Below are 25917 nucleotides of genomic sequence, written 5' to 3'. Positions count from 1 at the left end.
GTTCTTTTTTAGGGCTAGGATTTTTTGGGTATTGATATGCTTAAGTGGATTATTTTGGCCATCTTTGTCATCTCAGCGTTATATATTCAGCGACGTGGCACAGTTCGGCATTCTTTTTATCGCCAGTTTTTTGACCATTCGACCCTGTTTGCACCGATCAATTTTCTGATGTACGCCTTTTCACGCGTACCGAATCAGCCTTATATCGATACGCAGCATTTTAAAGACCTAAAAGTGCTGGATGAAAACTGGGAAATGATTCGTGACGAAGCACAGGCACTCTATCAGAAAGGCGGGATCAAGGCTTCGGGCAAATATGATGACCTGGGGTTTAACTCATTTTTTAAGACTGGCTGGAAACGCTTCTATTTAAAATGGTATGACTCGGCGCATCCCTCTGCAGCAGAACTCTGCCCAAAAACTACCGCCTTGCTCAAAACTTTGCCTACCATTAAAGCGGCCATGTTTACCGAGCTGGCACCCGATAGCCGTTTGGTCCGTCATCGTGACCCTTATGCCGGTTCATTGCGTTATCACTTGGGCTTAATGACCCCGAATGATGACCGCTGCTTTATCGATGTCGATGGTCAGCGTTATTCCTGGCGCGACGGCGAGAGCGTGGTATTTGATGAAACCTATATTCATTATGCCGAAAACAAGACTGACCAGAACCGGATCATTTTCTTTGCTGATGTCGAGCGACCTTTAAAAACCCGCTGGATGGAACGCTTCAATCACTGGTTTGGTAAAAAAGTGATGACAGCAGCCAGTTCACCGAATGAGGTTGGGGATCAGACTGGTAGCTTAAACAAAGTCTTTGGTTATGTCTATCAACTCCGGGTAAAAGCCAAAGCTTTAAAAGCACAGAACCGCCAGCTGTACTATTTCCTGAAATGGTTCCTGATGCTGGGTATTTTCTTCCTGATCTTTATTCGTCCTTATCTGTTTGCCTAAGCTGCAACATAAAAAATAAAGCGCCCACATGGGCGTTTTTTATTACTTGCAGAGATTCACCACATCATTCTGATTTTGTGTAAGATAAAACAAAATAGGGGGAAGATGATGCGTGTATTTCGTTCCAAAAAAGACTGGTGGCTGCTGGCATTTTTGATCTGTATGAGCGGTTTGTTATTGCAATTATTACTGACCATGCAGGCCAAAGGGACGATGGCTCAATATCCGGTGCATACCGCAGTCTATATACTTACAATCCTCTTGGTCTGGTGGCCGGTTTGGAGTACCCGTTATATCGTGCAGGATGGGCAGTTGATTATCAAAAGCTTGTGGCTGACCTGGCAAATTCCGCTTGGTTCGATTCAGAATATCCAGCCTACAGATCACTCAGAAATTGCACCTGCTTTGTCTTTCAAGCGTTTAAAAGTTAGCTATATGCTGGCAGATCAACAAAAGTATGTCCTGATTTCACCTAAAGACCCGGATGCATTGATTCAGGCGATTCAAGCACATCAAACAGTTTAATTGGAATCGGAGGCTTGAGGCTGAACTAGCAATTGACCATTAATGCAGTCCAGATGGAGTTGCAGTTGTTCTGGATGGTTCAGGAAATAAATCGCTAAGATCGGTTCCAGTTCAGTCCGTATTTTTCGGCCCAGATGACGGGCGCCATAACGGATGTCATGACCCTGATAAAAATGGGCCTTGGCTGCATCAGTGAGGTGAATCTGTCGTTTCTGATGTTGCAGACGTTGATTTAATTTATCCAGCTCAATCTCAACCAGTCGTGGCAGGGCATCATTTTGGACAGCCTGATAGTGCAAGGTACGGTCAATCCGGTTTAAAAATTCAGGATCGAACTTGCGCTGCATGACTTTTTCAATAATCTGCTGGGTCGGTACTTTTTTCAGACATAGTTGCTGCATTTTTTGCGGCAGATAGCTGAGCTTTTCCAGATATTGTTGCGCGGCTTGTGCACCGACATTACTGGTCATAAAAATCATGCAATTACGAAAATCGATGGTTTTGGTACCAGCAGTCAACGTCAGTCGACCAGTATCCAGTACATTCATCAGACCACGAATCACTTCAGTACTGGCTTTTTCCAGTTCATCAAACAGCATGATGCCGGGACGGGTATGGTTTCCGGCAATAGCGGTTTCATCAAACAGGCTATGGCCTTCTTTAGAGCCCACATAACCCGGAGGCGCGCCAGTCAGGGCAGCTGCATAATGTTCCTGCGCCAAAGTATTCATATCAATCCGGCAGAAAGCATCAGGACGGCCATAAATTGCTTCGGCAATCAGACGCACGGTCTCGGTTTTGCCGACACCGGTCGGGCCAAGCATTAAGGTAACCGAAAGCGGACGTTCAGGACTGGAAAAGTCAGCCTTGACCACATGCAGCATTTTTTCAATTTCATTTAAGGCGGCATCCTGACCGATGATCCGTTCCCGTAGCAACTGCATCACAGCCAGAGGTTCAAAATGAAAACGCGGTTTCCCAATTAAACGGTCACGCTCAGACTGGCTATGGCTAGAAGTGGCAGGTTGCACAACATGAATACCGGATTGGGAACTTGTCATCTTGGATCATCTCGAGATTGAACCTGTCGAGCATAGCAAAGTTAGTTCAGGCGACTTATAGCTTTTAGCAATCAGACCATATTGGGTTGCTTATAAATACGGCGGTCTGGGCATAACCTGTTTCACTTTCGATGACAGTTCGGGTGAATTTTGTGTCATCGCTTGAAAATGACACATTAAACATCACATATATCTGCATATTGCAGGTGAAAAATAGGTTTTAGGTGAACGAGAACGCACGCCCTCATATTGAAAAAATCTTGGCCAATATGACCACCTTACCCGGGGTCTACCGGATGTATGGCAAAGATGGCGAACTCTTATATGTGGGAAAAGCCAAGAACCTGAAAAATCGGGTATCTAGTTATTTTGTCAAAACCCTTGATCATCCCAAGACTCAAGCTTTGGTGGCACGGATTTATGACATTCAGACCTTGGTGGTGCGTTCAGAAACTGAAGCTTTATTGCTAGAGCAAAACCTGATCAAGCTGCATCGTCCACCGTATAACATCATGCTGCGTGATGACAAATCCTATGTTTATATTTTTGTCTCTGCAGACAAGCCCTATCCGCGGATTGCCAGCGGTCGTGGCAAGGGCAAACATCAGGTCGGCAAGTTCTTTGGACCTTATCCGAGTGCTTACAATGCCCGCGATACTTTGGTTATTCTGCAAAAATTATTCAATGTACGTTCCTGTGAGAATGGTTTCTTTGCCAATCGTACTCGACCTTGTTTGCAATATCAGATCAAGCGCTGTTCCGGCCCTTGTGTCGGCCTGATTTCACCTGAGGATTATCAGGAAGATGTCAATAATTCGATTCGCTTCCTGCAAGGCGATACCAAAGAGCTGAATCAGGAACTGATTGCCAAGATGGAAGCAGCCGCAGAAAATCTGGAATTTGAAAAGGCGGTATTTTATCGTGACCGGATGGCATTACTGCGTGATGTACAGGCCCAGCAGGCGATTTATAAAGTCAAAGGTGAGGCAGATATTCTGGCGATTGCCTACCAGGCAGGAGTAACTTGTGTGCAGATCATGCATGTGCGTAATGGCAAGATGCTCGGCGGTAAAGGCTATTTTCCGGATATGCTGAGTGACGATCTGGGACAAATGCTCTCGGATTTTATTGCCAACTTCTACTTCCAGGTTGCCGATGAAATTCCTTCTGAACTGATCGTAAATATTGAAATGCCAGATCGGAAGGAGCTGGAAGCCGCACTTTCTCAACATTTTGACAAGAAAATTCAGATCAAATCCAAAGTTCGGGAAACCCGTGCCGAATGGCTGGAACTTGCACAGATGAATGTGCAACATGCCATTCAGGGCAAGCTGGCCAATCACTTTGAGCTGAATGAACGTTTCCATCAGTTAGAGGAGGTCGTAGGACGGCCGGTAGATCGGATTGAGTGTTTCGATATCTCGCATACCATGGGTGAAGATACGGTTGCTTCTTGCGTAGTCTTTGATAGTGGAGGCGCGCGCAAACGCGATTATCGCCAGTTTTCTATCAATGATATTCAGGCGGGTGATGACTATGCCGCGATGCGTCAGGCCTTAACCCGTCGTTATAAAAAAGCCATGCTGCCAGATTTGCTGCTGATTGACGGTGGTAAAGGGCAATTGCATATGGCGATGGAAGTCATGCAGGAACTTGGGCTGGATGCCTTTATGGTCGGTGTGTCTAAAGGCGAAGGGCGTAAGCCGGGTCTGGAAACCCTGCATTTTACCGATGGCAGCAAGATCCAGCTTCCAGAAGATCATAAGGCCCTGCATCTGATCCAGCAGGTACGTGACGAAGCCCACCGTTTTGCCATTACCCGACATCGGGCCAAACGCGATAAAAAACGGGGTTCATCGGTACTGGAGGTAATTCCGGGACTGGGGCCGAAGCGCCGTCGTGATTTATTGACCCATTTTGGTGGGATTCAGGGTGTGCTTAAAGCTTCAGAAAAAGACCTGCAACTGGTGCCAGGTCTGGGTTCTGTGATGGCCCGGATGATTTATAAAGTTCTGCATGAGTAATTGTTTTATATCAATTACAAGTGCAAAAATGCACATTGACCTTCGAGTCAAAGGTCATTTCTATTCATAGATTTTTCCAGCAATATATCGGTTCATCAGACAAAGTTGAAGGATCGATATGTCGTTGCAAGCACTGTACGCACAAATTGCGCAGCAAGAATGGATTGAAATGCCGCCAGGCTGGGGACAAGGAAGAACCATCTACGGTGGACTTGCAGCTGCAGTCATGATGCAAAAAGCCGTGGTAATAATCAATGATCCTACTAAACGTTTGCTGAGTACCAGTGTGACTTTTGTTGGCCCGGTACAGGAAGGCAAAGCACGCCTAACTGCGGAAATTCTGCGTGAAGGCAAATCGGTCACTACCATCGAAGTGCGTCTATGGCAGGATGAGGCTGTTCAGAGCATTCTGATTGCCAGTTTCGGCGTAGCGCGCGATTCTAGCATTCAGGTACATCAGGAAATCCAGGCTCCGGATTATGCTCCTCCTGAAACCCTGTTCCAGATTCCTGCACAGTTCAAGCTTCCAAAGTGTTTTGATCATTTTGAACTCAGATGGGCGGATTTGAATCTGCCGTGCAGTTCAAGTGTACGTCCTGATTTTGAAGGCTGGTGCCGCTTCCATCCAGATCAACATTCTGACCGTGAATTTCAGTTAGCTGACCTGATGGCCATTTTTGACATCTGGCCACCTGGGGTGTTACCGATGTTTCAGACACTGGCCCCAGCGAGCAGCCTGACCTGGACTGTAACCTATGTGCATCCAGTGCAGCATCAGCTACATGATTGGTTTAAATATAAAGTGATTACCGACCATGCGGCTGACGGTTATTCAACAGAACATGCCTATCTGTGGGATGTAGAAAATCGGCTGATTGCGATGGCCAGACAGACAGTGACGGTGTTTGCCTAGTGACACTTCAAGTCAATTCGTATAAAGTGAAGCGTATTAATGATGGATTAAACCTCGAAAAAAGTGTGCATTTTCATCGTACATGAGGGGAACAATTGGCGGTGTCTATGACTACAGGTCGTATCCTGAATATTCCAAATATCTTGACCTTGGCTCGTATTATCCTGATTCCGGTTTTTTTATTGGTCGCATATTGGCCACCGGCAATGGGATTTAATGAAACCAGTCCTGATGTGACGCGGCATATTATCTTAACGACAATTTTTGTAGTGGCTGCAGTCACTGACTGGTTTGATGGTTATCTGGCGCGTACTCTGAATCAGACGTCTGCTTTTGGTCGTTTTTTGGATCCAGTTGCAGACAAGTTGATGGTCGCTGCTGCGCTTATTGTCTTAGTGCAATGGCAACCTTCGATCTCGATGGCTTTTGCAGCGATTGTGATTATTTCACGGGAAATTACAGTTTCAGCTTTACGTGAATGGATGGCTGAACTCGGTGCGCGTACCAGTGTGGCGGTGTCGACAGTGGGTAAATACAAAACCGCGTTCCAGATGATCGCAATTACGGTTTTCCTGCTGAACTGGCCACCGCTAGAAATGCTGGCTTATGCTTTGCTATATACAGCTGTGGTACTGACCTTATGGTCAATGTTTATTTATCTAAAAGCAGCCTGGCCATATCTGAAACAGCCTTAATCAATAAAAGCTCCTTAAAGGGGCTTTTTTTTATAGCTGAAATAGGAAATATAAAAATAGCAGGCAAAAAAATACCCAGCCTTTGGGGGAAGAACTGGGATGAAATCGGGGGTATTTCTCAGTTATTATTATAGTTATTCAAAGATATCTCATCTTCTTGCTGGTCATTATAGGGAGCACCTTCCACAAAATCATGTGGTTTCTTGTAGCTGAATGTTGTGTTTTGTGAGAGCAATGTATACAGAATTTACAATTGATTATTTTGATACAAATTTGATTGCTTTTCAGTAAGATAATGGCTGCTTAAATTTAAAAAACACGGTAGGAAAATGACAGGTTTTGAGCCTGTTTTTTAGGTCAATAACTTTCGATTTCATAAAAGTTAAAATAGTTTTTAGAGTGCTTTTAAGAGAAATAGAGTATCTATAGAAAAAGAATATCCGAGGAGTCTCTTGTCAGGTATTTAACTCATGATCTCATGAAGAAATACTTTTCAAATTAAAAAGGGAATTCTTTTTATGGATTATTTTTTATAGCACTCGAAGTTATACCTTTCGCTTAATTTACATAAGAAGAAAGGCTCGAACTTAGATAAAGAAAAATTTCCATGTAAGGAGTTTTTTTATTCTATGAACTCATAGCTGCTTGTCTTATGTAAAAAACAAAAAGAGCAGGGCTTTAAACTAAAAGGGGAATCTTTCATAGATTTCCTTTTTGACAAGTAAAATTATGCGCTTGTCTTGCTTAGTTAAAACGCAGTTTAGCTCTTGCAGTATTCATAAAAAAAAGAGCCTTGTCAGGCTCCTTTTTAACATTTGAAACTACGCGCTTCGCTTGTCTTGAGTAATTTTTAGAGCAGTACATAAAAAAGAATCTCCCATAACGGAGATTCTTTTTAAAGCCTACGCGCAGCATAGCTGCTTGTCTTGCGGCGTGGCGGAGCAGTGCTCTTTCCCATAAAAAGAGCCTCAAAAGAGACTCTTTTTAAATGCTTGCCTACGCGGACTTCGTCCTTGTCTTGAAGAAAAATAAGGCAGCGCCTTATTTTTCTTCAGGCTTTAGACCTTCAGCTTTTTCCAATGATTCATCATTGTTAAAGAACTTCTCGCGTTGCTCTTCAAGGAACTTTTTCGCATCCGGTTCAAACACGTTTAAATGCTTTTCATTGATCAGCGTGGTCTGGTGTTTCAGCCATTCTTGCCAAGCCTGTTTAGATATCGTATCAAACAGTTCCTGACCCTTTGCACCCGGGAATGGTGCAAAGTCTAAACCTTCCATTTCTTGTTGATACTTACGGCAAAAAACTTGTCGAGACATATCAATACTCCAATTTAAAGCGAAAGCAATTAAGCGTAAAGTTTCTCTAGGCGAGCATGCGCACGTTCGATCGCAGCTTCAACCTGTGCAGGTGCAGTACCACCGATGTGATTACGTGCATTCACAGATGCTTCTAAGGTCAGGGCTTTTTCGAATACATCTGCCTGAATCAGATCAGAGAACTGTTGCAGTTGCTCAAGTGTCAGTTCAGACAGGTCTTTACCTTCCTGCACGCCTAGAGCTACCGCTTTACCCACAATTTCATGAGCATCACGGAAAGCCACGCCATTTTTTACCAGATAATCTGCCAGGTCAGTAGCCGTTGAGAATCCACGAAGCGCTGCTTCACGCATAATTTCGATGTTTGGTACAAGCGCAGGAATCATGTCAGCAAATGCCATTAATGAACCACGAACCGTATCGATCGCATCAAATAATGGTTCTTTGTCTTCCTGGTTATCTTTGTTGTAAGCAAGCGGTTGACCTTTCATTAGGGTCAACAAGCTCATCAGATCACCATATACACGGCCGGTTTTACCACGGATCAGTTCAGGTACATCCGGGTTTTTCTTCTGTGGCATGATCGAAGAACCAGTACAGAAACGGTCTGGAATATTTACGAACTTGAACTGAGCCGATGTCCATAGGATCATTTCTTCAGACATACGTGACAGGTGCATCATAATTAAAGATGCCGCAGCATTGAATTCAATACCGAAATCACGGTCAGAAACAGCATCAAGTGAGTTTTCAGCAACAGCTTCAAAACCTAGAAGCTCAGCGGTATAAGCACGGTCAATCGGGTAAGTCGTACCTGCCAGAGCAGCAGAACCGAGTGGCATACGGTTAACACGTTTACGGCAATCAATCAGACGCTCAGAGTCACGTACCAGCATTTCAAACCAAGCCATTAAGTGATGACCAAAAGTCACTGGCTGTGCAGTTTGCAGATGGGTAAAACCTGGCATGATGGTATTGGTGTTTTTAGCTGCCAGACCCAGGATGCCTTTTTGCAATTTTTTCAGTAATTCCAGGATGGCATCAATTTCATCACGGACATACAGGCGGATATCTGTGGCAACCTGGTCATTACGGCTACGGCCCGTATGCAATTTTTTACCGGTGATGCCGATACGCTGAGTCAGGCGCGACTCAATGTTCATATGCACATCTTCAAGGTCAATGCGCCATTCGAAGTTACCTGCTTCAATATCTGCTTTAATGGCAGTCAGACCTTCGATAATGTCATCACGTTCCTGTTCGGTCAGTACGCCAACTTTTGCCAGCATGGTTGCATGTGCAATCGAGCCTGCAATGTCTTGTTTATAAAAACGTTGGTCAAATTGAACAGATGCTGTAAATTCAGCAACAAAAGCATCAGTCGCTTCAGAGAAACGACCGCCCCACATACCCGAAGTCTGGGCTTGTGATGGATTTGAGGAATTAGAAGATGTGGTCATGTCGGCTCAATCAGATTAAAAGCAGTAGAACGAAAAAGAGTATAACAAATTCAAAGCCCGTTGCCGAAGTCCAAGTCGATCAATCTTTTACATCTCCGACCGGATCAGTGCAAAGCTCTTATTTTTTTAGCCAGATCGGCAAGCTGCACTATTTGCTGGAAATGTTTATTGGCGGCAATGTGCTGGCCATGGTCTTAGCCTTGGCAAAAGCACAGTCCTGGCAGGCACTCAATCTGGCAGATCTGCTTCAATATATGCTGTATATCAACTGGATACTGTTATGTTTTGCAGCGCTAGTCGAGCTTTTTCATCAGCACTTTCAACGTATGGGGATTAAGCTGGCATTAATCTGCGGATTTCTGCTATTACAGGCGATTGTTTTGGTGACTACGACCAGTCTGAATGTGCTGACTTATTTTGGCAGTAATTTGAATTTTCAAGGATTGAGTCTAGCAGTCGTGATGAATCAGGTCGGTCTACATCTGAGTTTTGGTATCCTGTTAGGCATGTTCTGTTTTCGCTATCTGTATTTGCGTGAACAATGGGCACAGCAGCAGCACAGTGAATTAAATGCACGGATTCAGGCCATGCAAGCCAGGATTCATCCGCATTTTCTATTTAATAGTTTGAATAGCGTGATCAGCCTGATCAGTATTGACCCGGACAAAGCCGAACAAATGTTGCTGAATTTGTCCCGTTTATTTCGGGCCAGTTTTCAGGAATTGAAACTGGTCAAGTTGCAGGAAGAAATTGAACTCTGCCAGCGCTATCTGGAGATTGAACAGATTCGTCTGGGAGAGCGTTTACAGGTCGAATGGAAATTAGAAAACAAAGACTTATACTCACAAGTCCAAATTCCATTATTGACTTTACAACCCCTAGTGGAAAATAGTATTTTCCATGGAGTTGAAAAAATTTTGACAAAGAGTACCATAAGCATATTGATTGAAATCTTGCAAAATCAAATTAATATCATCATAACAAACCCCTATACGCAGGATAATAAAACATTAAAAAAGGGACATGGTATTGCAATTGAAAATGTCAGACAGCGTCTGGAAGCTTATTACGGACCTACGATGACGTTTCAAACTTTCGCCGGTGGAGGGGTGTTTACCACGGTTGTGCAATATCGCTATAAATAAAAAGAAATCAAGGAAATCACAGTTAACTTATAATCAAATGAATAATGTTGACTGGATTAAGGAGGAGAAATGGACGTCCTGATTTGTGACGATGAGCCTTTGGCTGTCGAGCGACTATCACGTTTAGTCTCTCAACTGGGGCATGATGTGGTTGCAACAGCTACGCATGGTCGTCAAGCAATTGATCTGGCTCACCAGCATGAACCTGATGTCATCTTATTAGATATTCAAATGCCTGAAATGGATGGTTTGACCTGTGCGCAGCATTTGCGTCAGCTCGACCCGATGCCGGCTATTGTCTTTTGTACGGCCTATGACCAACACGCGCTGGATGCATTCAAGTCTAATGCAGACGGCTACCTGCTTAAACCGGTGATGCAACAGGAATTGGCACAGGTTTTAGAGCATCTAATTAAACTTACCCAAGCTCAAATGAGCCAACTAAAACAAAAAGAAAATATGGAAGAAATCAATATCAGCCGCCATCAAATTGCGGCAAAGACCTATCGCGGGGTCGAATTGGTGCCAGTTGAAAATATCTATTATTTTCTGGCGGATCAAAAATATGTGACCGTACGCCATAAAAACGGCAGTGTCCTGATTGATGAAACCCTGAAGGAGTTGGAACAGGAGTTTGGACATCAGTTCATCAGGATTCACCGTAATGCACTGGTTTCGGTTCACTATCTGGAAGGCTTGGAAGTGGTGAGTTCCGGCCAGTATCAGGTGCGTTGTCGTGAACTGGAAGAGCGTCTGGCGGTCAGCCGGCGTCATTTGCCATTCTTGCGGGAACGGATTCAGAAACTCTAAACGGATCAATGAGTTCGTCTGGACCAGTATTGAAACTTGTATAAATTCGCTTGCATTTTCAAGTGAGCAGGTTAAGTTTAGACTATTGTTCTCATTGACTGTTTATTGAAATTTATGAAGACCCTAAAAATTGCTACTCGACAAAGTCCACTTGCGCTCTGGCAGGCGGAACATATCCGTGCACGCTTACAGGACCTGCATGCTGGACTTCAGGTCGAGTTAGTCACTTTTGTTACACAGGGTGATAAAATTCTTGATACGCCATTGGCTAAAATTGGCGGTAAGGGCTTATTTGTAAAAGAATTAGAAGCAGCCTTACTAGATGGTCGTGCTGATCTGGCAGTCCATTCAATGAAAGATGTGCCAATGGCTTTGCCTGAAGGCTTATCTTTGGCAGTCATCTGTGAACGTGAAGATCCACTGGATGCTTTTGTCTCAAATACTTATGCCAGTTTTGACGAATTGCCTCAAGGTGCCAAAGTTGGAACTTCCAGCTTGCGCCGTAAAACCCAGATTTTAAAACAGCGTCCGGACCTTGAGATTATCGATTTACGCGGTAATGTGGGTACACGCTTATCCAAACTGGATGCAGGTCAGTATGATGCAATCATCCTGGCCAGTGCCGGTTTAAAACGCTTGGGCCTTGCAGATCGTATTCGTCATAGTATTGTGCCTGAAGTAAGTTTACCCGCAGTAGGACAGGGTGCACTGGGCCTGGAATGCCGGAGTGGAGATCAAGCGGTATTAGATTTAATCCAGCCTCTGTTACATGTAGAAACTGATGCCTGTGTCCGTGCCGAACGTGCCTTTAATGCCTATCTGGAAGGTGGCTGTCAGGTGCCAATCGCAGGCTATGCCACTTTAAATGAAGGTGTCATTTCGATTGAAGGCCGGGTCGGTAGCGTAGATGGCGCAACTTTGCTACGCGCACAGCAAAGTGGAACCATGGCAGATGCAGAGCAATTGGGCGTGCAGCTGGCCAAAGATCTACTAGATCAGGGTGCAGGCGAGTTACTGAAAGCCCTTTATTCAAAATAATGTTGTTCATTAATACCCGTCCGAGTGATCGTGCTGCAAATTTAACGCAAGCTCTACAGACAGCGCAAATTCCGGTGATAGAGTTGCCCTTGCTAGAACTGGTACAGCAGCCTTATACGGATGAGCTAGCCAGTTTATTTAGGCAGCTACCCCAAGCAAAACTGATTGTCGTAGTGAGTCCGACCGCTGCCCAAATTGGCATGCAATATTTGCAGCAGGCAGGCCTATCATTGCATGATCTTGGAAGTGTCCAGTGGGTCGCTGTGGGTAAAGCTACCGAGCGGGCTTTAGCAAGCTACGGTATCCAGAGTTATGTGCCTGATGTGGAGACTTCGGAAGGGATGCTGCAATTGCCTGTGCTACAGCAATTAGCTACCGGATCAACTGTCGCCTTTTGGCGAGGTGAAGGTGGGCGTCAATTTATGATGCAGCATTTAAAGGATCAGCAAATTCATATATTGAATTTCATTTTATATGATCGTCAGTGTCCGCCAGTGACTTCCGAGATATTAGCTAAACATTTGACGAGCCTTGAAGCTAATCCCCGTTATGCAGTCTTGGTCAGCAGTGAAGCGAGCTGGCTTAACTGGCTAGCCTTGATGCAGCCGTATCCGCATCTCATTAATCGGGCATTGTATTTGGTTTTGGGGCCGCGTTTGGCTGCCATGCTTGGGGAATATCAACAGCAACATCAGGCTGGTTTTCAATTCGCTCAGTTAGAGGACTTAAGCGGATCGACGATTTTGCAGCAGCTACTGATGTACTAGGAAACGCATGAAAAAATTATTTATTGTTTTTTTCATCTTGAGCTTGGCGTGGATTGCCAAGCTGAGCTATGACCTGTTTGGCTTAAATTCAGCACAGACTGAATTGACCCAGAATTTGAAGCAAATGCAACAGCAGAATGCCAATCTGAATGATCAGATGGTGGCCTTAAAACGTCAAGTTGCTACGGGCCAAGCGTTAAGCCCTGAAACACCGAACAAGGGGACAGTTCAGGATACTCCTAGGGCTGATTTGCAGGATGATCTGCCTTTGGTCGAGCAATATCTGGATCTGGTTGAGTTTGCCTTGCAGCAGCAACAATATACAATGGCGATGGAAAAGTTGAATCAATTATCCAATCAGCTTGAACATCTAGAACTGGCACCTGCTCTTCTGGGTAGCCTGAATCAGGCGATTGACAAGGATCGGGAAGTCCTTAAGCAGTTCATCAACAATCGTTTAGTACAACAGAATAAATTAAAAGAATTACTGCAACAGATTGATATTGAGATGGAAAAGGAAATCCAGGTGCAGCATCAGCACCGCGCTACAGCCCAAAGCTCATTTTGGCAGCGCTGGATTCAGATTGAATCAGTCGAGGAACCGAGTGCAGTCTTAATGCAGCGTAATCTGGTCTTAAAAGAAGCTCAGCTGCGTTTACTGATTGCAGAAAATAGTGTGCAACAAGGACAGCAGGTAGCTTTCCAGCAAGCCCTGAAAAGTGTGATCGAGGTATTGGCTCAACTTCCGGATGCGCAAAGCAAACAATGGATTCAACGACTGGAGCAAATTAAGGCAGCACCTCAAACGCCTACTCCTCAGCTCAATACGCGTACCCTGATCGGTTAATTGCTTATGAAACAGATTTTACTTGCTTATTTACTGGTTGGTTTGCTGGGCTTAGCGATCTTGAGCGTACTGAGCTATGGTTATGGTGCGGGCTATGTCTATCTGTATTGGCGCGGACTACAAATCCAGACCACTTTCTGGTTCCTGGTGGGCTTGCTTATCGTAATCAGCTTTCTGATGCATATGCTGTGGTATGCGACCAAGCGTTATCTCAGCTTTAAACAGCGTAAACATGAAACGGTATTCAGCTTTGCCCGCTTGCATCCTTATGAGCAGTTAGCCGTAGTTTGGTTATTAAATGCTGCACAAGATCAACGGGATTTTATCCAGCAGTCTTTTAATCAGTCGGGATTGCTCAAGCATATTATTGATGCCCGATTATCCTGGGGACAGCAACAATATAGCGAAGCATTGAGTAGTTTAAATCAGTCTAATCCTATGGCATTTGAACTGGCAGAATTACAGCGGATTGAAATCTATTTATCGCAGCAGGATGGTCAGCAGGCATTAACGCATTTAGAATTTTTAAATCAACATGAGTTATCTCCTTGGTTAAGACGAGTCAAAACCGCTTATGAGCAGCGTTTAAATGCTTTATGGGGACAATTTGCCTTACAGTTTCCCTGGTTATATTTACGTTCAACCAAATATGGTCATTTAGACCAAGAAGTAAAAAAAATATGGCTGCAGCAATTATTAATAGCTTATGACCAGGCTACTGAAGATGATTTGGAATATTTAAAACAACGTTATCTTGATTTAAAACAGGATATATTTAATCGTGACTATGAAGTCAAGCTATTATGGTTGAAACTGTTATTTAGAATGCCGGAAATGAGTGTTGAGCATGAATGCCTTGCTAAACACTTACTGGAACTCCAATTTAATCAGGATGTATTCTATTTATGGTTCCAGCAGCAGTTATTAAAGCAGTTTCCAGATTATGCAGATATTGAGCAGCAGATCTCAGTTTGGGATGCAAAATATACTGCACTGCCAATATTAAGTTTTGCCAAATGGCATATTCTACAGGCGACTGGCCGGGTAGAAGAAGCTCAGCAATTGCTGGATCTCTATCCAGATGACATCCGCATGAGCTATTTGAGAATTAAATCTGTATTGCAGGGAAGAGAGGATTTAATACAGCAGTTAAATGCCGTATTTGAATCGAATGTTAATTTTATTGAAATCAGAATTTGAGGAAATAATGTCAGAATTACAACAATATCCGGTGATTTATTCGCAAACTGTTGCATGGGGAGACATGGATGCGTTTGGGCATGTTAATAATGCCATGTATTACCGTTATATAGAAAGTGCCCGTTTGGCTTATTTGGGTAAATTAAATATTTTTGATGAAGATATTTTAACAGTGGTGGCTTCAAATCAATGCCGTTATTTAAAACCTGTGGTTTATCCAGATCAATTAAAAGTGGCGGCACGAATTGATGAAATTCGGAATAGTGCAGTCAGAATGCATTATTTATTATGGAGTGAACAGCAGCAAAGTATCGTAGCTACTTCCGAAGCAGTAATTGTATGTTTAAATAAAAATATGCAGAAAACTGAAATACCTGAACATATTCGAGAAAAAATAAAATCGCTAGAATTAACTGTACAACATGAAATTTAATATTAGAGTTTTTATCTCTAATTTAATGATTAATTTTGTAATGGCCCTTAAGTTTATTGTTATACATTTAAAATTTTATATTGAATATTACACTTAATATAAATATGATGGGTTCGTTATTTATTAAAAGAAATAATGCTATTTATTGGAGAACATGATGCCAGACATTACAAATTTATCAGTTGAAGAGTTAAAACGTTTACAAGCAGAAGCTGAGTCTTTAATTGCTTTGAAAAAAGATCAGGAAATTGAAGATGCTTATCATCAGGTATTGGATATTGCTGACAAAGTAGGCTTAACGATTGAACAGCTTCTTGAATTTGGTGCTTCTAAACGTAAAAAAACTGCACGTAAGTCTGTAGAGCCACGTTATCGCAGTAAAAGCAATCCGGAAGACACCTGGACTGGTCGCGGTAAACAGCCACGCTGGTTAGTTGCTGAATTAGAGAAAGGCGCAAAACTGGAAGATTTCGTGATCTAATCCTTCTGCTGCATTATTCATCATCAGGCTGTTATGCATACGGCCTATGATTGATCAGCCAAGCACATCCTGCTTGGTTTTTTTATGCCTATGAATTGGCGTCAGAGAAAAAGTGTGCATAATGTGATTATAAAATGACAAAACTATAAATTTAGGGGTTTCGATTGGATAGGTTGGTCGTGGCGGGATGAGCAATAAGCCGAAAACATTAAAATGGTTGATATTTGCAATTCTAGCCTTTTTTGTCTTTGTAATTCTGCAAGTTCCTGCAGCTTGGTTAATTTCAAAATTTTATAAAAATAATCAGGTCTTACATAATGTAAGCGGGAATATCTGGCAGGGAAGTGCGGACTGGAAAAAAGGTAATCTTCGGGGAAGTCTGAACTGGCAGGTTCGTCCTTTGGACCTGTTGTTGCTGAGATTAGGGGCAAATATTGATCTGCATAGCGGTAATACCCAGTTTTCGGGTGTGATGGGCTATGGCTTGAATAAAACTTTAACCGTTAAAAATCTTGAGGGACAGCTTGCACCTGAAACTTTAAAGAAGATTGCTGACTGGCAATGGCCTACCAACCCGATTCAGTTTAAAGAACTCGATTTTAAATATAAAAAAGAGCAAGGCTTTAGTCATGTAGACGGTCAGATGCAATGGAGTGGTGGTGAACTGATTTACACGTTTGCCCAGCGTCAGGAGCGTATGAATGTACCGGTTCTAAGTGGTCAGTTATCCGATGAGAATGGGCAGCTGCTGTTGGACGTACGCGACAATCGTGATCAACGTATGTTGAATATTAAACTGGATCCAAGCTTGATGCTGGATATTCAGCTGACACAGCGTTTTCTATTGAATGCTCCTTCTTATACGGGTAAAGCTGGACTGGATACTTACGTGATTAGTACCCGTCAGCCTTTAATGGGGGGCTTCAACTGATGGCAAGCCCACTCGATTATTTTAAAAATATTGATTTGAAGCAGACAGAGCGTGTTACTCCGATTTTATTATTCCTGTTAATTCTGTATTTATGCTGGAAATTGGCCGCCTTATTCTGGCTTCTGGTGGCTCCGCCACAAGCGATGCAGATTGATCAGGTAGAACTGGGGTCACAACAGACTCAAGTGCCAAATATTAGTGCCTTTTCACTATTTCAGGAAACTACTTACGCAGCGAACACTGCTGAAACTGCCAATATTGTCTTGCAGGGGGTTGTGGTGGCGAGCCCAAGCTATAACTCTTCAGCAGTCTTGAAAATTAATGACCAGTCTGACCGTTATCGGGTCGGAGAGGTATTGGGGAATAGCGGTTTTACGCTGGCTGAAGTGTATTGGGACCGGGTGATTTTGCGTAAATCAAGCGGTGCGACCCAAGAAATCCTGTTTAAAGGGTTGGAAAATGGTTTAAACCAGCCAATCGTGCCGGATACCTCAGCAGCATCTTCAAATTCGATGCCTCCGATACATACGGAAAGTGGTATGCCCGAACAACCTTCGCCACAGAGTGAAATCAATCGGGCCATCCAGCAGATGCAGGAAAATAAGGACCAGTACTTACAGAATATGGGGGTAAGTGCAGCAGAGGGTGGTTATGAAGTCACTTCACGGACACCGGCTGCACTGCGTAATCGCTTGGGATTAAGACCGGGAGACCGGATTTTGTCTTTGAATGGTCAGACCCTGTCACAGGGACAAACCGAAGCACAATTACTGGAACAGGCTCGACGTGAAGGTCAGGTCAAACTAGAAATAAAACGTGGTGATCAGGTGATGACCATACAACAGGATTTGAAGTGATGTGTCATCACGCATAGGGTTAGGAAACACAAAAGTTTATGGCTTTATTTAATAATAATCGATCAGCATGGGCATTCTGTGTGGCCGCACCATTGGTTGCTATGGTCAGTACGGCAAGTTATGCGCAAACCTGGAAAATCAATCTCCGGGATGCAGACTTAACCGCCTTCATTAATGAAGTGGCGGATATTACCGGTAAAAATTTTGCGGTAGATCCTCGGGTTCGAGGTAATGTCACGGTCATTTCCAACAAGCCACTGAATAAAAACGAAGTTTATGACCTGTTTTTAGGGGTCTTGAATGTCAATGGTGTAGTGGCCATTCCTTCAGGAAATACCATCAAGCTGGTTCCAGACAGCAATGTCAAAAGCTCCGGGATTCCCTATGATGCACGTCATCGTGCTACCGGTGACCAGATTGTCACTCGCGTGATCTGGCTGGAAAATACCAATCCGAATGACCTGATTCCGGCCCTGCGTCCGTTAATGCCACAGTTTGCCCATTTGGCTGCCGTTCCGGGCACCAATGCACTAATTGTGTCGGACCGAGCCACTAATATCTATCAGCTGGAAACCATCATCCGTAATCTGGATGGCACGGGCCAGAATGATATTGAAGCCATTAGCCTGCAATCCAGTCAGGCCGAAGAAATGATCGAGCTGATTGATTCAATGGCAGCGACAGGTGCAGCTAAAGATCTGCGTGGTTCACGGGTACGGGTCATGGCAGATGTGCGTACCAACCGTATTCTGATTAAAGGGGATCCAGCGACACGCAAGCGCATTCGTCAGATTATTGAAACACTGGATGTGCCTGCAGCAGACCGTCTGGGGGGCTTAAAAGTCTTCCGTTTGAAATATGCCAGTGCCAAGAATCTTTCGGAAATTTTGCAAGGGTTAGTGACAGGGCAAGCAGTCAATACTGGTTTGGATAATTCCTCTTCCAGCTCGTCTTCTTATAATTCGACTAATAACCTGAATAACAACAGTACTACTAACTCAAACAGCTCAACCGCATCCAACATTCAGTTAAATACAGGCATGAAAACCGAGCAGGGCGGGATTAGCAGCTTTAATGCCAATGGCGTCAGCATCATTGCAGATGCCACGCAGAATTCTCTGGTGGTTAAAGCAGACCCGCAACTGATGCGTGAAATTGAATCTGCGATTGATCAGTTGGATGTGCGCCGTCAACAGGTTCTGATTGAAGCTGCAATTATTGAAGTAGAAGGGACAGATGCGGACCAGCTGGGTGTGCAATGGGCTTTGGGGGATATCAGCAGCGGAATTGGCTTAATTAACTTCGATAAGTTTGGTACTAGTCTGAGAAATATTGCGGCGGGCTATCTCGCAGGTGGTGGCTTAGGTGCTGCAAGTACTGTGGGTGCGGGTAGTTCCATTGTGATTGGAGATTTTCAGGAAGGCAGTGATGGTTCACGTCGCCTGTATGGTGCGATGATTCAGGCATTGAAAGAAACCACCAAGTCTAACCTGTTATCTACGCCGTCGATTGTGACCATGGATAATGAGGAAGCTTATATTGTCGTGGGTGAAAATGTGCCCTTTGTGACCGGTTCGGTTTCGACCAGTGGCTCAGGCGTGGCTAATCCTTATACCACCATTGAGCGTAAAGATGTCGGCGTAACCTTAAAAGTCGTACCGCACATTGGTGAAGATGGTACGGTACGTCTGGAAGTTGAACAGGAAGTCTCTGCGGTCAATCGAGATCGTGGACAAGCACAGGATTTGGTGACCAGCAAGCGTGCAATTAAAACTTCGATTCTGGCTGAACATGGGCAAACCATCGTACTCGGTGGCTTAATCTCGGATAATACTACGTATGGACGTCAGGCTGTTCCAGGTCTGGGAGCGATTCCAGGTATAGGACGCTTATTTCGCGCTGAAGGTAAGTCTAATCAGAAACGTAACTTATTGATCTTTATCCATCCAACGATTGTGGGGGATAAAAATGAAGTGCGTAAACTGACGCAGCAACGTTATGGTCAACTCTATAGCCTGCAATTGGCACTCGATTCAGACGGTAATTTTGCCAAGCTGCCGGAAAGTGTTGAAGATGTGTATCAGCAGCGTATTCCAGTTTCCAGGACACCACTGACGAATTCGACCTACCAGAATGTCCCAAGTGCCCCAGCACCAACGCCGTCAGCTACAGCAGTAGCTACACCGGTAGCAATTGAGCCGGGGATTCAGCGACAAGTGGTACAGCAGCCAGTCCAGCAGGTTGAAAAAAGTAGAAATACCGTTACAACAACCACACTTAGACCCAAAAGCTAGACCATTCGCATTTGCATACAGCATGTTATGATAATGTCAAAGAAAATAGAGAAGTAGATTTCATGACTTGGAAAATACAGGCAATTACCGATGACTTGACCGGACAGGAAATAGCAATCGACCGTGACATGCTGGTAGGGCGTCATCAGGCGGCTGATATTGTGCTGCAGGCTGCGGAAATCTCGCGTAAGCATGCTGCTTTTCTGCTGAAAAACGATGCACTATGGGTACAGGATCTAGGCTCATCTAATGGCACTTTCGTGAATGACTTGCGTATTGAGCAGGAAACGCGATTAAAACAAGACGATGTAGTCCAGTTTGCCACCTTGAAATTCCTGGTTCTTGAACCTGTAGCGCCTGTTGAAGTGGCGCCAGAAGTTGAAGAAACAGCAGAGCAAGTGGTTGAAGAAATCGAAACGGTTGAGAAAACTCCTGCCCAGCAGATGAATGAGCAGGGCATTCCAGAATTGAAAGAGCGTGATGCTTCAGTCAACTTGACCCGTGATGGTATGCCGACCAATGTCGGTATTCCAAAACCTGCGCCTATTGCTGAAGGGGTAGACCTGAGCTCGGTTAAGCCAGAACCCGCACCGATTCCGGTGGAACAGCCTGTTTCTCGTGTAGAGCAGGAAAAAGAAGCACAGAAAAATGCATCTATTGGACTGATTTCACTAATCGTTCTGATTATTTTGGCGATTATCGCCTGGGTGTTGTTTAAATAAGCCCATGATTGGTTACAATCGAGGCATGCATCACGCATGCCTTTTTTATGGCTGCAAATAAAGAAAATGAGGGGCAGGATGTCAATTGCACAACTGGAACAACGTAAGCTGATTTTATTCGATCTGGATGGTACCTTGGTGGATTCAGCCCATGATTTGTATCGGGCTATGAATATGAGCCTGAATGTCTTGCAGCTACCCCTGGTGACTGAGGAGCAGGTACGGGTCTGGATTGGTAAAGGAACGTCCAAGTTCTGTGAAAGCGTACTCCAGCATCTGGTGGGAGAAGTATTACCTGCACAGCATCAGGAATTACTTACGACGTTCCTGGAAATTTATAATGCCGATCCTTGTGTGGATACCAAGCCATTTGACGGAATTATCGAGTTTCTGGAATGGGGTAAGGCTAACGATAAAAAACTGATCTGTGTGACCAATAAACCAGAAGAACCGGCACGCAGTATTCTGGATATTCTGGAAATGGCGAAATACTTTGATGACACCATTGGTGGTGATCGCTTTGCCGAGCGTAAGCCAGATCCGCGTCAGTTGTTGCATTGTGTGGAGCATTATGGCGTGACCAAAGAGCAGGTACTGATGATCGGGGACTCAGTCAATGACATCGAAGCTGCGCGCCGTGCGGGTATAGATTGTATTGTAGTCAGCTATGGCTATAATCATGGTGAAAATATAGCAGACTGTGATCCTCAAGAAATTGTCGATGATCTACGTGAGTTGCTTGCTTAAATAGGGTACGAAGGAAATAAGATGAATAGTTGTAAGGTTTTTCGATGGCGTCGCTCAGTCCAATTCCATTTCCATACTGAGTAACCCTAATTTAAAGAGAAAAACCGAATGACAACTTCAGCTCAATTCCAGCAACTTGCATCTCAAGGCTACAACCTGATTCCTGTATACCGCCAGCGCCTGGCTGATACTGATACTCCTTTATCTATCTTTGCCCGTCTAAAACAGCACCAACAGGCTTATCTGTTCGAATCTGTGGAAGGGGGAGAAAACTGGGCGCGCTATTCAATTATCGGCCTGGGTGAATCGACTGTATTCTCCTGTAATGCGGGTGAACTGACTGTTCAGCATCCAGATGGCTCTATTGAAAAACAGCACTGTGCCGATCCATTCCAGTATATCCGTGACTTTCAGGCACAGTTTAAAGTACCGACCCAGGCAGAACTTCCAGCCTTACCAAGCTTTACCGGTGGTCTTGTCGGTTACTTTGGTTATGACTCAGTACGTTATATCGAACCTAAGCTAAAAAATGTGCCTGAAGCTGATCCGGTAGGCTTGCCAGATATCTGGATGATGCTGTCCAAAACCGTCATCGTATTCGATAATCTGAAAGATACCCTGTTCCTGATTGTCCATGCCGATGCAGCGGATCAGGCAGCTTATGAGAAAGCGCAGCAGCAGCTGGATGAGCTGGAAAATATTCTGGCAACACCAGTGAGCCTGAAAGCAGAAAAACATACAGCACCGCACTTTGAGTCTTTAACTGGACATGACAACTTTATTGCCTCTATTGAAAAGGTAAAAGAGTACATCCGTGCCGGAGATGTGATGCAGGTCGTGCCGGGTCATCGTATGGTTTCTGATTTCGATGGTGAGCCTTTACAGGTCTATCGCGCATTACGTCATCTTAATCCATCACCTTACCTGTTCCTCGTGCAAGGGCAGACCCTAGAAGACAATACGCCGTTCCATATTGTCGGCTCTTCACCTGAAATTCTGTCACGTCTGGAAAATGGCATTGCGACTGTTCGTCCACTGGCGGGTACGCGTCCACGTGGCAAGACCAAGGAAGAAGATCTGGCACTGGAAAAAGATTTACTGTCTGATGAAAAAGAAATTGCCGAGCACTTAATGCTGATTGACTTAGGCCGAAATGATGTCGGTCGAGTATCCAAAATCGGTAAAGTGCAAGTCACTGATCAAATGGTGATCGAACGTTACTCGCATGTGATGCACATTGTGTCGAATGTACAAGGTGAAGTGCGGGATGATGTGGATGCGCTGGATGTTTTTAAGGCAACTTTCCCGGCTGGAACACTTTCTGGTGCACCAAAAATCCGTGCTATGGAAATTATTGACGAAGTTGAGCCAGTGAAACGCGGAATTTTTGGCGGCGCTGTTGGTTATTTAGGCTGGCATGGCGAAATGGACATGTCGATTGCCATTCGTACCTGCGTGATTCGTGAAAATAAGGTCTATGTTCAGGCCGGAGCAGGGCTGGTTGCGGACTCAAATCCTGAGTCAGAATGGAATGAAACCCAAATAAAAGCTCGCGCAGTGATCAAAGCGGTTGAATTATCATCAAACGGATTGATTTTGTGAGTTTTTGGCGTTTTTTTTGAAAAAAACACTTGCATGGATTCTGAGTTTTGCTAAACTGCACACCGTTCCGATACGAAACGTACGAAACACTAAGAAACGCCGGCATAGCTCAGTTGGTAGAGCAACTGACTTGTAATCAGTAGGTCCACAGTTCGAATCCGTGTGCCGGCACCATCTTAGAGAGTTTGGAGTGCGAAGTAAAGAACGACACTGATGTAAGTGTAAAAATGGTGAGGTTCCCGAGCGGTCAAAGGGGGCGGACTGTAACTCCGCTACGAAAGTTTCGAAGGTTCGAATCCTTCCCTCACCACCAATTTTAAGACTTCAAAGTGGTAAGTACCAACATCGTGCGGGAGTAGCTCAGTTGGTAGAGCGGCAGCCTTCCAAGCTGCATGTCGCGAGTTCGATCCTCGTCTCCCGCTCCATTGTTTGAAGTGCTAATATTTGCTCTTATAGCTCAGTGGTAGAGCACTCCCTTGGTAAGGGAGAGGTCTCGAGTTCAAATCTCGATAAGAGCTCCAGATTACAGTTTGGCAACGTGGTTGCAAAAATATTTCAAAAGCAGGCTATTTAGTCTGCTTTTCAAGTATTTGGTGTTTGGTTTTTTTTAAACGATATGTCGGAGCTGGGTTTTACTCAGAATTGTGTTCGACGTAAACGAGGAAGATTAACATGGCTAAGGCTAAGTTTGAACGTAATAAGCCACACGTTAACGTGGGCACAATCGGTCACGTTGACCATGGTAAAACAACTTTAACAGCTGCGATTGCAACTGTATGTGCTAAAAAATTCGGTGGTGAGGCGAAAGACTACGCTGCAATCGACTCTGCACCAGAAGAAAAAGCACGTGGTATTACAATTAATACTTCACACGTAGAATACGATTCTCCAACTCGTCACTACGCTCACGTAGACTGCCCGGGTCACGCCGATTATGTTAAAAACATGATTACTGGTGCTGCTCAGATGGACGGCGCGATCCTTGTATGTGCTGCGACTGACGGTCCAATGCCACAAACTCGTGAACACATCCTGCTTTCTCGTCAGGTAGGTGTACCTTACATCGTTGTATTCTTGAACAAATGCGACCTTGTAGACGACGAAGAGCTTCTTGAACTGGTTGAAATGGAAGTTCGTGAACTTCTTTCTACTTACGACTTCCCAGGTGATGACACTCCTGTAATCCGTGGTTCAGCACTTGCTGCACTGAACGGTGAAGCTGGTCAATACGGTGAAGATGCAGTTGTAGCTCTTGTTGAAGCGCTTGACTCTTACATTCCAGAACCAGAACGTGCAATCGACCAAGCATTCTTGATGCCAATCGAAGACGTATTCTCAATTTCTGGTCGTGGTACAGTAGTAACTGGCCGTGTAGAAACTGGTGTCATCAAAGTTGGTGAAGAAGTTGAAATCGTGGGTATCAAAGACACAGTTAAGACTACTGTAACTGGCGTTGAAATGTTCCGTAAACTTCTTGACGAAGGTCGTGCTGGTGAGAACTGTGGTATCTTGCTTCGTGGTACTAAACGTGAAGACGTACAACGTGGTCAAGTACTTGCTAAACCAGGTTCTATCAAACCGCACACTAAATTCGATGCAGAAGTATACGTACTTTCTAAAGACGAAGGTGGTCGTCACACTCCATTCCTTAACGGTTACCGTCCACAGTTCTACTTCCGTACAACTGACGTAACTGGCGCGATTTCTTTGAAAGAAGGCGTTGAAATGGTTATGCCTGGTGACAACGTAGAAATGTCAGTAGAACTGATCCACCCAATCGCAATGGACCCAGGTCTACGTTTTGCGATCCGTGAAGGTGGTCGTACAGTTGGTGCTGGTGTAGTTGCTAAAGTAACTGCATAATCATAGAATAGAAAATAAGCTGGAGTTTCGGCTCCAGTTTATCTACAGGCCAGTAGTTCAATTGGTAGAGCGTCGGTCTCCAAAACCGAATGTTGGGGGTTCGAGTCCCTCCTGGCCTGCCAAGTTTTTTTCAAAAGACGCTTGATGTCGGCAAAACTGGTCATATAATAAGTCGCGAAACCTACGACGAGTACAAAAATGTCGAATGATAAATCACGCGACGCATTAAGCGAAGCGGCAATTCCTCAAAGAAATAATCCTGCTGTAGATGTAAGTTCTGGTTCTCCATTAGACATTGCTCTATGGGTTATCGCCTTGATTTTATTGGTCGGTGCTATGATGGTAAACCAATATTTACCTGCATACTGGGCGCCTGCGAATGATATTTGGGTGCGCGTTGGGGTAATTTTGGCTTGTATCGTTGTGGCATTCGGTTTATTATACGCCACCCATCAAGGCAAAGGCTTTGTTCGTCTTCTTAAGGATGCACGAATCGAGTTACGTCGAGTGACCTGGCCTACCAAACAAGAAACTGTGACCACATCTTGGCAAGTCCTTGCTGTTGTAGTGATTGCAGCCATTGTTCTATGGTGCTTTGACTATGTTTTAGGCTGGTTAATGAAGTTTATTATCGGGTAAGAGAGCTATGAAACGTTGGTACATTATTCATGCCTATTCAGGTTATGAAAAACAAGTGATGCGTTCGCTTAATGATCGAATCCAGCGTAGCGCTGTTGCCGATAGCTTTGGTGAAGTCCTTGTTCCTACCGAAGAAGTGGTAGAAATGAAGGATGGCAAGAAGCGTAAATCAGAGCGTAAGTTCTTTCCTGGCTATGTATTAGTCGAAATGGAAATGAACGATGACACTTGGCACATCGTGAAAGAGTGTCCAAAAGTGCTTGGTTTTATTGGTGGTACGGCTGAAAAACCGGCTCCAATTACGCAAAAAGAAGCTGATGCAATCCTTGCACGTGTACGCAATACTGGTGAAGCACCGCGTCCTAAGACCATGTTTGAACCAGGCGAAGAATTACTCGTAATTGACGGTCCATTCACTGACTTTAAAGGTGTGGTGGAAGAAGTGCTTTACGACAAGTCACGCTTAACGCTGACGATTAACGTATTTAACCGACCAACTCAGGTTGAACTGGAATTTCGCCAAGTCGAAAAAACAGTTTAATTTGTTCGGGTTGAAAACGCCTGATTTGCGTGCAAATCAGGCATTGTTGTT

25 protein-coding genes and 5 tRNA genes are annotated in these 25917 nt (G+C 44.4%); 27 read left to right on the top strand and 3 right to left on the bottom strand.

The features are described from left to right. Nucleotides 1-36 precede the first annotated feature (36 nt). The gene (gene lpxO / locus FTU19_RS03350) at nt 37-954 is read left to right on the top strand and encodes a lipid A hydroxylase LpxO (protein ID WP_180070595.1); all 918 of its coding nucleotides are present in this window, start codon (nt 37-39) and stop codon (nt 952-954) included. A 108-nt stretch (nt 955-1062) separates the two neighbouring features. Next, entirely contained in the window at nt 1063-1479 is a 417-nt protein-coding gene (locus FTU19_RS03345) for a PH domain-containing protein (RefSeq protein ID WP_159123727.1), read from the top strand. Here FTU19_RS03345 and FTU19_RS03340 read toward each other — a convergent pair. Continuing rightward, the gene (locus tag FTU19_RS03340; RefSeq protein WP_180070597.1) at nt 1476-2540 is read right to left on the bottom strand and encodes an AAA family ATPase; all 1065 of its coding nucleotides are present in this window, start codon (nt 2538-2540) and stop codon (nt 1476-1478) included. The two genes, FTU19_RS03345 and FTU19_RS03340, sit on opposite strands and share 4 nt — an antisense overlap. 224 nt (nt 2541-2764) lie before the next feature. Here FTU19_RS03340 and uvrC point away from each other — a divergent pair, with 224 nt between their 5' ends. The 3 genes from uvrC to pgsA all read left to right on the top strand — a co-directional run bounded on the left by uvrC (nt 2765) and on the right by pgsA (nt 6172). Then, nucleotides 2765-4564, top strand: a complete 1800-nt coding sequence (gene uvrC, locus FTU19_RS03335) for an excinuclease ABC subunit UvrC (RefSeq protein ID WP_166136811.1) — start codon at nt 2765-2767, stop codon at nt 4562-4564. 118 nt (nt 4565-4682) lie between these two features. Then, complete coding sequence (locus FTU19_RS03330) at nt 4683-5477, top strand: thioesterase family protein (RefSeq protein WP_159123730.1); 795 nt, start codon at nt 4683-4685, stop codon at nt 5475-5477. A 107-nt stretch (nt 5478-5584) separates the two neighbouring features. After that, a complete protein-coding gene (gene pgsA, locus FTU19_RS03325; RefSeq protein WP_004781631.1) occupies nt 5585-6172 on the top strand; it encodes a CDP-diacylglycerol--glycerol-3-phosphate 3-phosphatidyltransferase in 588 nt (195 codons plus the stop codon). Nucleotides 6173-7213: 1041 nt separating this feature from the next. Here pgsA and FTU19_RS03320 read toward each other — a convergent pair. Together FTU19_RS03320 and argH are read right to left on the bottom strand one after the other, a co-directional pair. Continuing rightward, complete coding sequence (locus FTU19_RS03320; protein WP_180130094.1) at nt 7214-7489, bottom strand: oxidative damage protection protein; 276 nt, start codon at nt 7487-7489, stop codon at nt 7214-7216. Between the two features lie 29 nt (nt 7490-7518). Next, a complete protein-coding gene (argH, locus tag FTU19_RS03315) occupies nt 7519-8949 on the bottom strand; it encodes an argininosuccinate lyase (protein ID WP_051065353.1) in 1431 nt (476 codons plus the stop codon). On the opposite strand from argH, the gene FTU19_RS03310 reads away from it, so the two are divergent. The 22 genes from FTU19_RS03310 to nusG all read left to right on the top strand — a co-directional run bounded on the left by FTU19_RS03310 (nt 8940) and on the right by nusG (nt 25866). After that, entirely contained in the window at nt 8940-10094 is a 1155-nt protein-coding gene (locus FTU19_RS03310; RefSeq protein WP_180130091.1) for a sensor histidine kinase, read from the top strand. The genes argH and FTU19_RS03310 overlap by 10 nt on opposite strands. Before the next feature lie 69 nt (nt 10095-10163). Further along, a complete protein-coding gene (locus FTU19_RS03305) occupies nt 10164-10904 on the top strand; it encodes a LytTR family DNA-binding domain-containing protein (protein WP_005232557.1) in 741 nt (246 codons plus the stop codon). Nucleotides 10905-11018: 114 nt separating this feature from the next. Continuing rightward, nucleotides 11019-11942: a hydroxymethylbilane synthase gene (gene hemC / locus FTU19_RS03300; protein WP_159123732.1), complete on the top strand. Its 924-nt coding sequence runs from the start codon at nt 11019-11021 to the stop codon at nt 11940-11942. After that, complete coding sequence (locus tag FTU19_RS03295) at nt 11942-12709, top strand: uroporphyrinogen-III synthase (protein ID WP_180017501.1); 768 nt, start codon at nt 11942-11944, stop codon at nt 12707-12709. The genes hemC and FTU19_RS03295 overlap by 1 nt, the downstream gene beginning before the upstream one ends. Before the next feature lie 7 nt (nt 12710-12716). Then, the gene (locus tag FTU19_RS03290) at nt 12717-13556 is read left to right on the top strand and encodes a hypothetical protein (protein WP_180025221.1); all 840 of its coding nucleotides are present in this window, start codon (nt 12717-12719) and stop codon (nt 13554-13556) included. A gap of 6 nt (nt 13557-13562) precedes the next feature. Continuing rightward, a complete protein-coding gene (locus tag FTU19_RS03285) occupies nt 13563-14756 on the top strand; it encodes a heme biosynthesis protein HemY (RefSeq protein WP_180104684.1) in 1194 nt (397 codons plus the stop codon). A 7-nt stretch (nt 14757-14763) separates the two neighbouring features. Further along, nucleotides 14764-15189: a thioesterase family protein gene (locus tag FTU19_RS03280; protein ID WP_004781650.1), complete on the top strand. Its 426-nt coding sequence runs from the start codon at nt 14764-14766 to the stop codon at nt 15187-15189. Between the two features lie 154 nt (nt 15190-15343). Continuing rightward, a complete protein-coding gene (locus FTU19_RS03275; RefSeq protein WP_079281036.1) occupies nt 15344-15670 on the top strand; it encodes an H-NS family nucleoid-associated regulatory protein in 327 nt (108 codons plus the stop codon). Between the two features lie 187 nt (nt 15671-15857). Continuing rightward, nucleotides 15858-16601, top strand: coding sequence for a type II secretion system protein N (gspN, locus tag FTU19_RS03270; RefSeq protein ID WP_004781653.1), 744 nt, complete (start codon nt 15858-15860; stop codon nt 16599-16601). Beyond that, entirely contained in the window at nt 16601-17458 is an 858-nt protein-coding gene (locus FTU19_RS03265) for a type II secretion system protein N (protein WP_180130088.1), read from the top strand. The genes gspN and FTU19_RS03265 overlap by 1 nt, the downstream gene beginning before the upstream one ends. 38 nt (nt 17459-17496) lie before the next feature. Next, nucleotides 17497-19752 (top strand): type II secretion system secretin GspD, encoded by a 2256-nt coding sequence (gspD, locus tag FTU19_RS03260; protein ID WP_180025225.1) that lies wholly within the window; start codon nt 17497-17499, stop codon nt 19750-19752. A 62-nt stretch (nt 19753-19814) separates the two neighbouring features. Then, nucleotides 19815-20474 carry an FHA domain-containing protein gene (locus FTU19_RS03255; protein WP_179991964.1) on the top strand — a complete coding sequence of 220 codons (660 nt, stop codon included), beginning with the start codon at nt 19815-19817 and terminating at the stop codon, nt 20472-20474. A 78-nt stretch (nt 20475-20552) separates the two neighbouring features. Next, a complete protein-coding gene (gene gph / locus FTU19_RS03250) occupies nt 20553-21221 on the top strand; it encodes a phosphoglycolate phosphatase (RefSeq protein WP_180025226.1) in 669 nt (222 codons plus the stop codon). 108 nt (nt 21222-21329) lie between these two features. Then, nucleotides 21330-22823: an anthranilate synthase component I gene (trpE, locus tag FTU19_RS03245; RefSeq protein ID WP_159123742.1), complete on the top strand. Its 1494-nt coding sequence runs from the start codon at nt 21330-21332 to the stop codon at nt 22821-22823. 98 nt (nt 22824-22921) lie between these two features. Beyond that, nucleotides 22922-22997 (top strand) — tRNA-Thr (locus FTU19_RS03240). A 55-nt stretch (nt 22998-23052) separates the two neighbouring features. Next, nucleotides 23053-23136: transfer RNA gene (locus tag FTU19_RS03235), tRNA-Tyr, on the top strand. Between the two features lie 36 nt (nt 23137-23172). Further along, nucleotides 23173-23248: transfer RNA gene (locus FTU19_RS03230), tRNA-Gly, on the top strand. Nucleotides 23249-23269: 21 nt separating this feature from the next. Next, nucleotides 23270-23344, top strand: a tRNA-Thr gene (locus tag FTU19_RS03225). 151 nt (nt 23345-23495) lie between these two features. Continuing rightward, entirely contained in the window at nt 23496-24686 is a 1191-nt protein-coding gene (gene tuf, locus FTU19_RS03220; RefSeq protein ID WP_179991967.1) for an elongation factor Tu, read from the top strand. 46 nt (nt 24687-24732) lie between these two features. Continuing rightward, nucleotides 24733-24808: transfer RNA gene (locus FTU19_RS03215), tRNA-Trp, on the top strand. Nucleotides 24809-24884: 76 nt separating this feature from the next. Further along, nucleotides 24885-25325, top strand: coding sequence for a preprotein translocase subunit SecE (gene secE, locus FTU19_RS03210; protein WP_034704481.1), 441 nt, complete (start codon nt 24885-24887; stop codon nt 25323-25325). Between the two features lie 7 nt (nt 25326-25332). Beyond that, nucleotides 25333-25866: a transcription termination/antitermination protein NusG gene (nusG, locus tag FTU19_RS03205; protein WP_005232530.1), complete on the top strand. Its 534-nt coding sequence runs from the start codon at nt 25333-25335 to the stop codon at nt 25864-25866. Nucleotides 25867-25917 lie beyond the last annotated feature (51 nt).

The sequence above is a fragment of the Acinetobacter sp. YH12072 genome (assembly GCF_013419565.1).
Taxonomy (GTDB): domain Bacteria; phylum Pseudomonadota; class Gammaproteobacteria; order Pseudomonadales; family Moraxellaceae; genus Acinetobacter.
The sequence above is the reverse complement of the archived record's forward strand: the minus strand, read 5'-3'. Positions and strand labels throughout refer to the sequence as shown.

Coding starts and splice junctions, on each gene's coding strand:
- lpxO (WP_180070595.1), top strand. CDS start 37: ATGCTTAAGTGGATTATTTTGGCCATCTTTGTCATCTCAGCGTTATAT.
- FTU19_RS03345 (WP_159123727.1), top strand. CDS start 1,063: ATGCGTGTATTTCGTTCCAAAAAAGACTGGTGGCTGCTGGCATTTTTG.
- FTU19_RS03340 (WP_180070597.1), bottom strand. CDS start 2,540: ATGACAAGTTCCCAATCCGGTATTCATGTTGTGCAACCTGCCACTTCT.
- FTU19_RS03330 (WP_159123730.1), top strand. CDS start 4,683: ATGTCGTTGCAAGCACTGTACGCACAAATTGCGCAGCAAGAATGGATT.
- pgsA (WP_004781631.1), top strand. CDS start 5,585: ATGACTACAGGTCGTATCCTGAATATTCCAAATATCTTGACCTTGGCT.
- FTU19_RS03320 (WP_180130094.1), bottom strand. CDS start 7,489: ATGTCTCGACAAGTTTTTTGCCGTAAGTATCAACAAGAAATGGAAGGT.
- FTU19_RS03310 (WP_180130091.1), top strand. CDS start 8,940: ATGTGGTCATGTCGGCTCAATCAGATTAAAAGCAGTAGAACGAAAAAG.
- argH (WP_051065353.1), bottom strand. CDS start 8,949: ATGACCACATCTTCTAATTCCTCAAATCCATCACAAGCCCAGACTTCG.
- FTU19_RS03305 (WP_005232557.1), top strand. CDS start 10,164: ATGGACGTCCTGATTTGTGACGATGAGCCTTTGGCTGTCGAGCGACTA.
- hemC (WP_159123732.1), top strand. CDS start 11,019: ATGAAGACCCTAAAAATTGCTACTCGACAAAGTCCACTTGCGCTCTGG.
- FTU19_RS03295 (WP_180017501.1), top strand. CDS start 11,942: ATGTTGTTCATTAATACCCGTCCGAGTGATCGTGCTGCAAATTTAACG.
- FTU19_RS03290 (WP_180025221.1), top strand. CDS start 12,717: ATGAAAAAATTATTTATTGTTTTTTTCATCTTGAGCTTGGCGTGGATT.
- FTU19_RS03285 (WP_180104684.1), top strand. CDS start 13,563: ATGAAACAGATTTTACTTGCTTATTTACTGGTTGGTTTGCTGGGCTTA.
- FTU19_RS03280 (WP_004781650.1), top strand. CDS start 14,764: ATGTCAGAATTACAACAATATCCGGTGATTTATTCGCAAACTGTTGCA.
- FTU19_RS03275 (WP_079281036.1), top strand. CDS start 15,344: ATGATGCCAGACATTACAAATTTATCAGTTGAAGAGTTAAAACGTTTA.
- gspN (WP_004781653.1), top strand. CDS start 15,858: ATGAGCAATAAGCCGAAAACATTAAAATGGTTGATATTTGCAATTCTA.
- FTU19_RS03265 (WP_180130088.1), top strand. CDS start 16,601: ATGGCAAGCCCACTCGATTATTTTAAAAATATTGATTTGAAGCAGACA.
- gspD (WP_180025225.1), top strand. CDS start 17,497: ATGGCTTTATTTAATAATAATCGATCAGCATGGGCATTCTGTGTGGCC.
- FTU19_RS03255 (WP_179991964.1), top strand. CDS start 19,815: ATGACTTGGAAAATACAGGCAATTACCGATGACTTGACCGGACAGGAA.
- gph (WP_180025226.1), top strand. CDS start 20,553: ATGTCAATTGCACAACTGGAACAACGTAAGCTGATTTTATTCGATCTG.
- trpE (WP_159123742.1), top strand. CDS start 21,330: ATGACAACTTCAGCTCAATTCCAGCAACTTGCATCTCAAGGCTACAAC.
- tuf (WP_179991967.1), top strand. CDS start 23,496: ATGGCTAAGGCTAAGTTTGAACGTAATAAGCCACACGTTAACGTGGGC.
- secE (WP_034704481.1), top strand. CDS start 24,885: ATGTCGAATGATAAATCACGCGACGCATTAAGCGAAGCGGCAATTCCT.
- nusG (WP_005232530.1), top strand. CDS start 25,333: ATGAAACGTTGGTACATTATTCATGCCTATTCAGGTTATGAAAAACAA.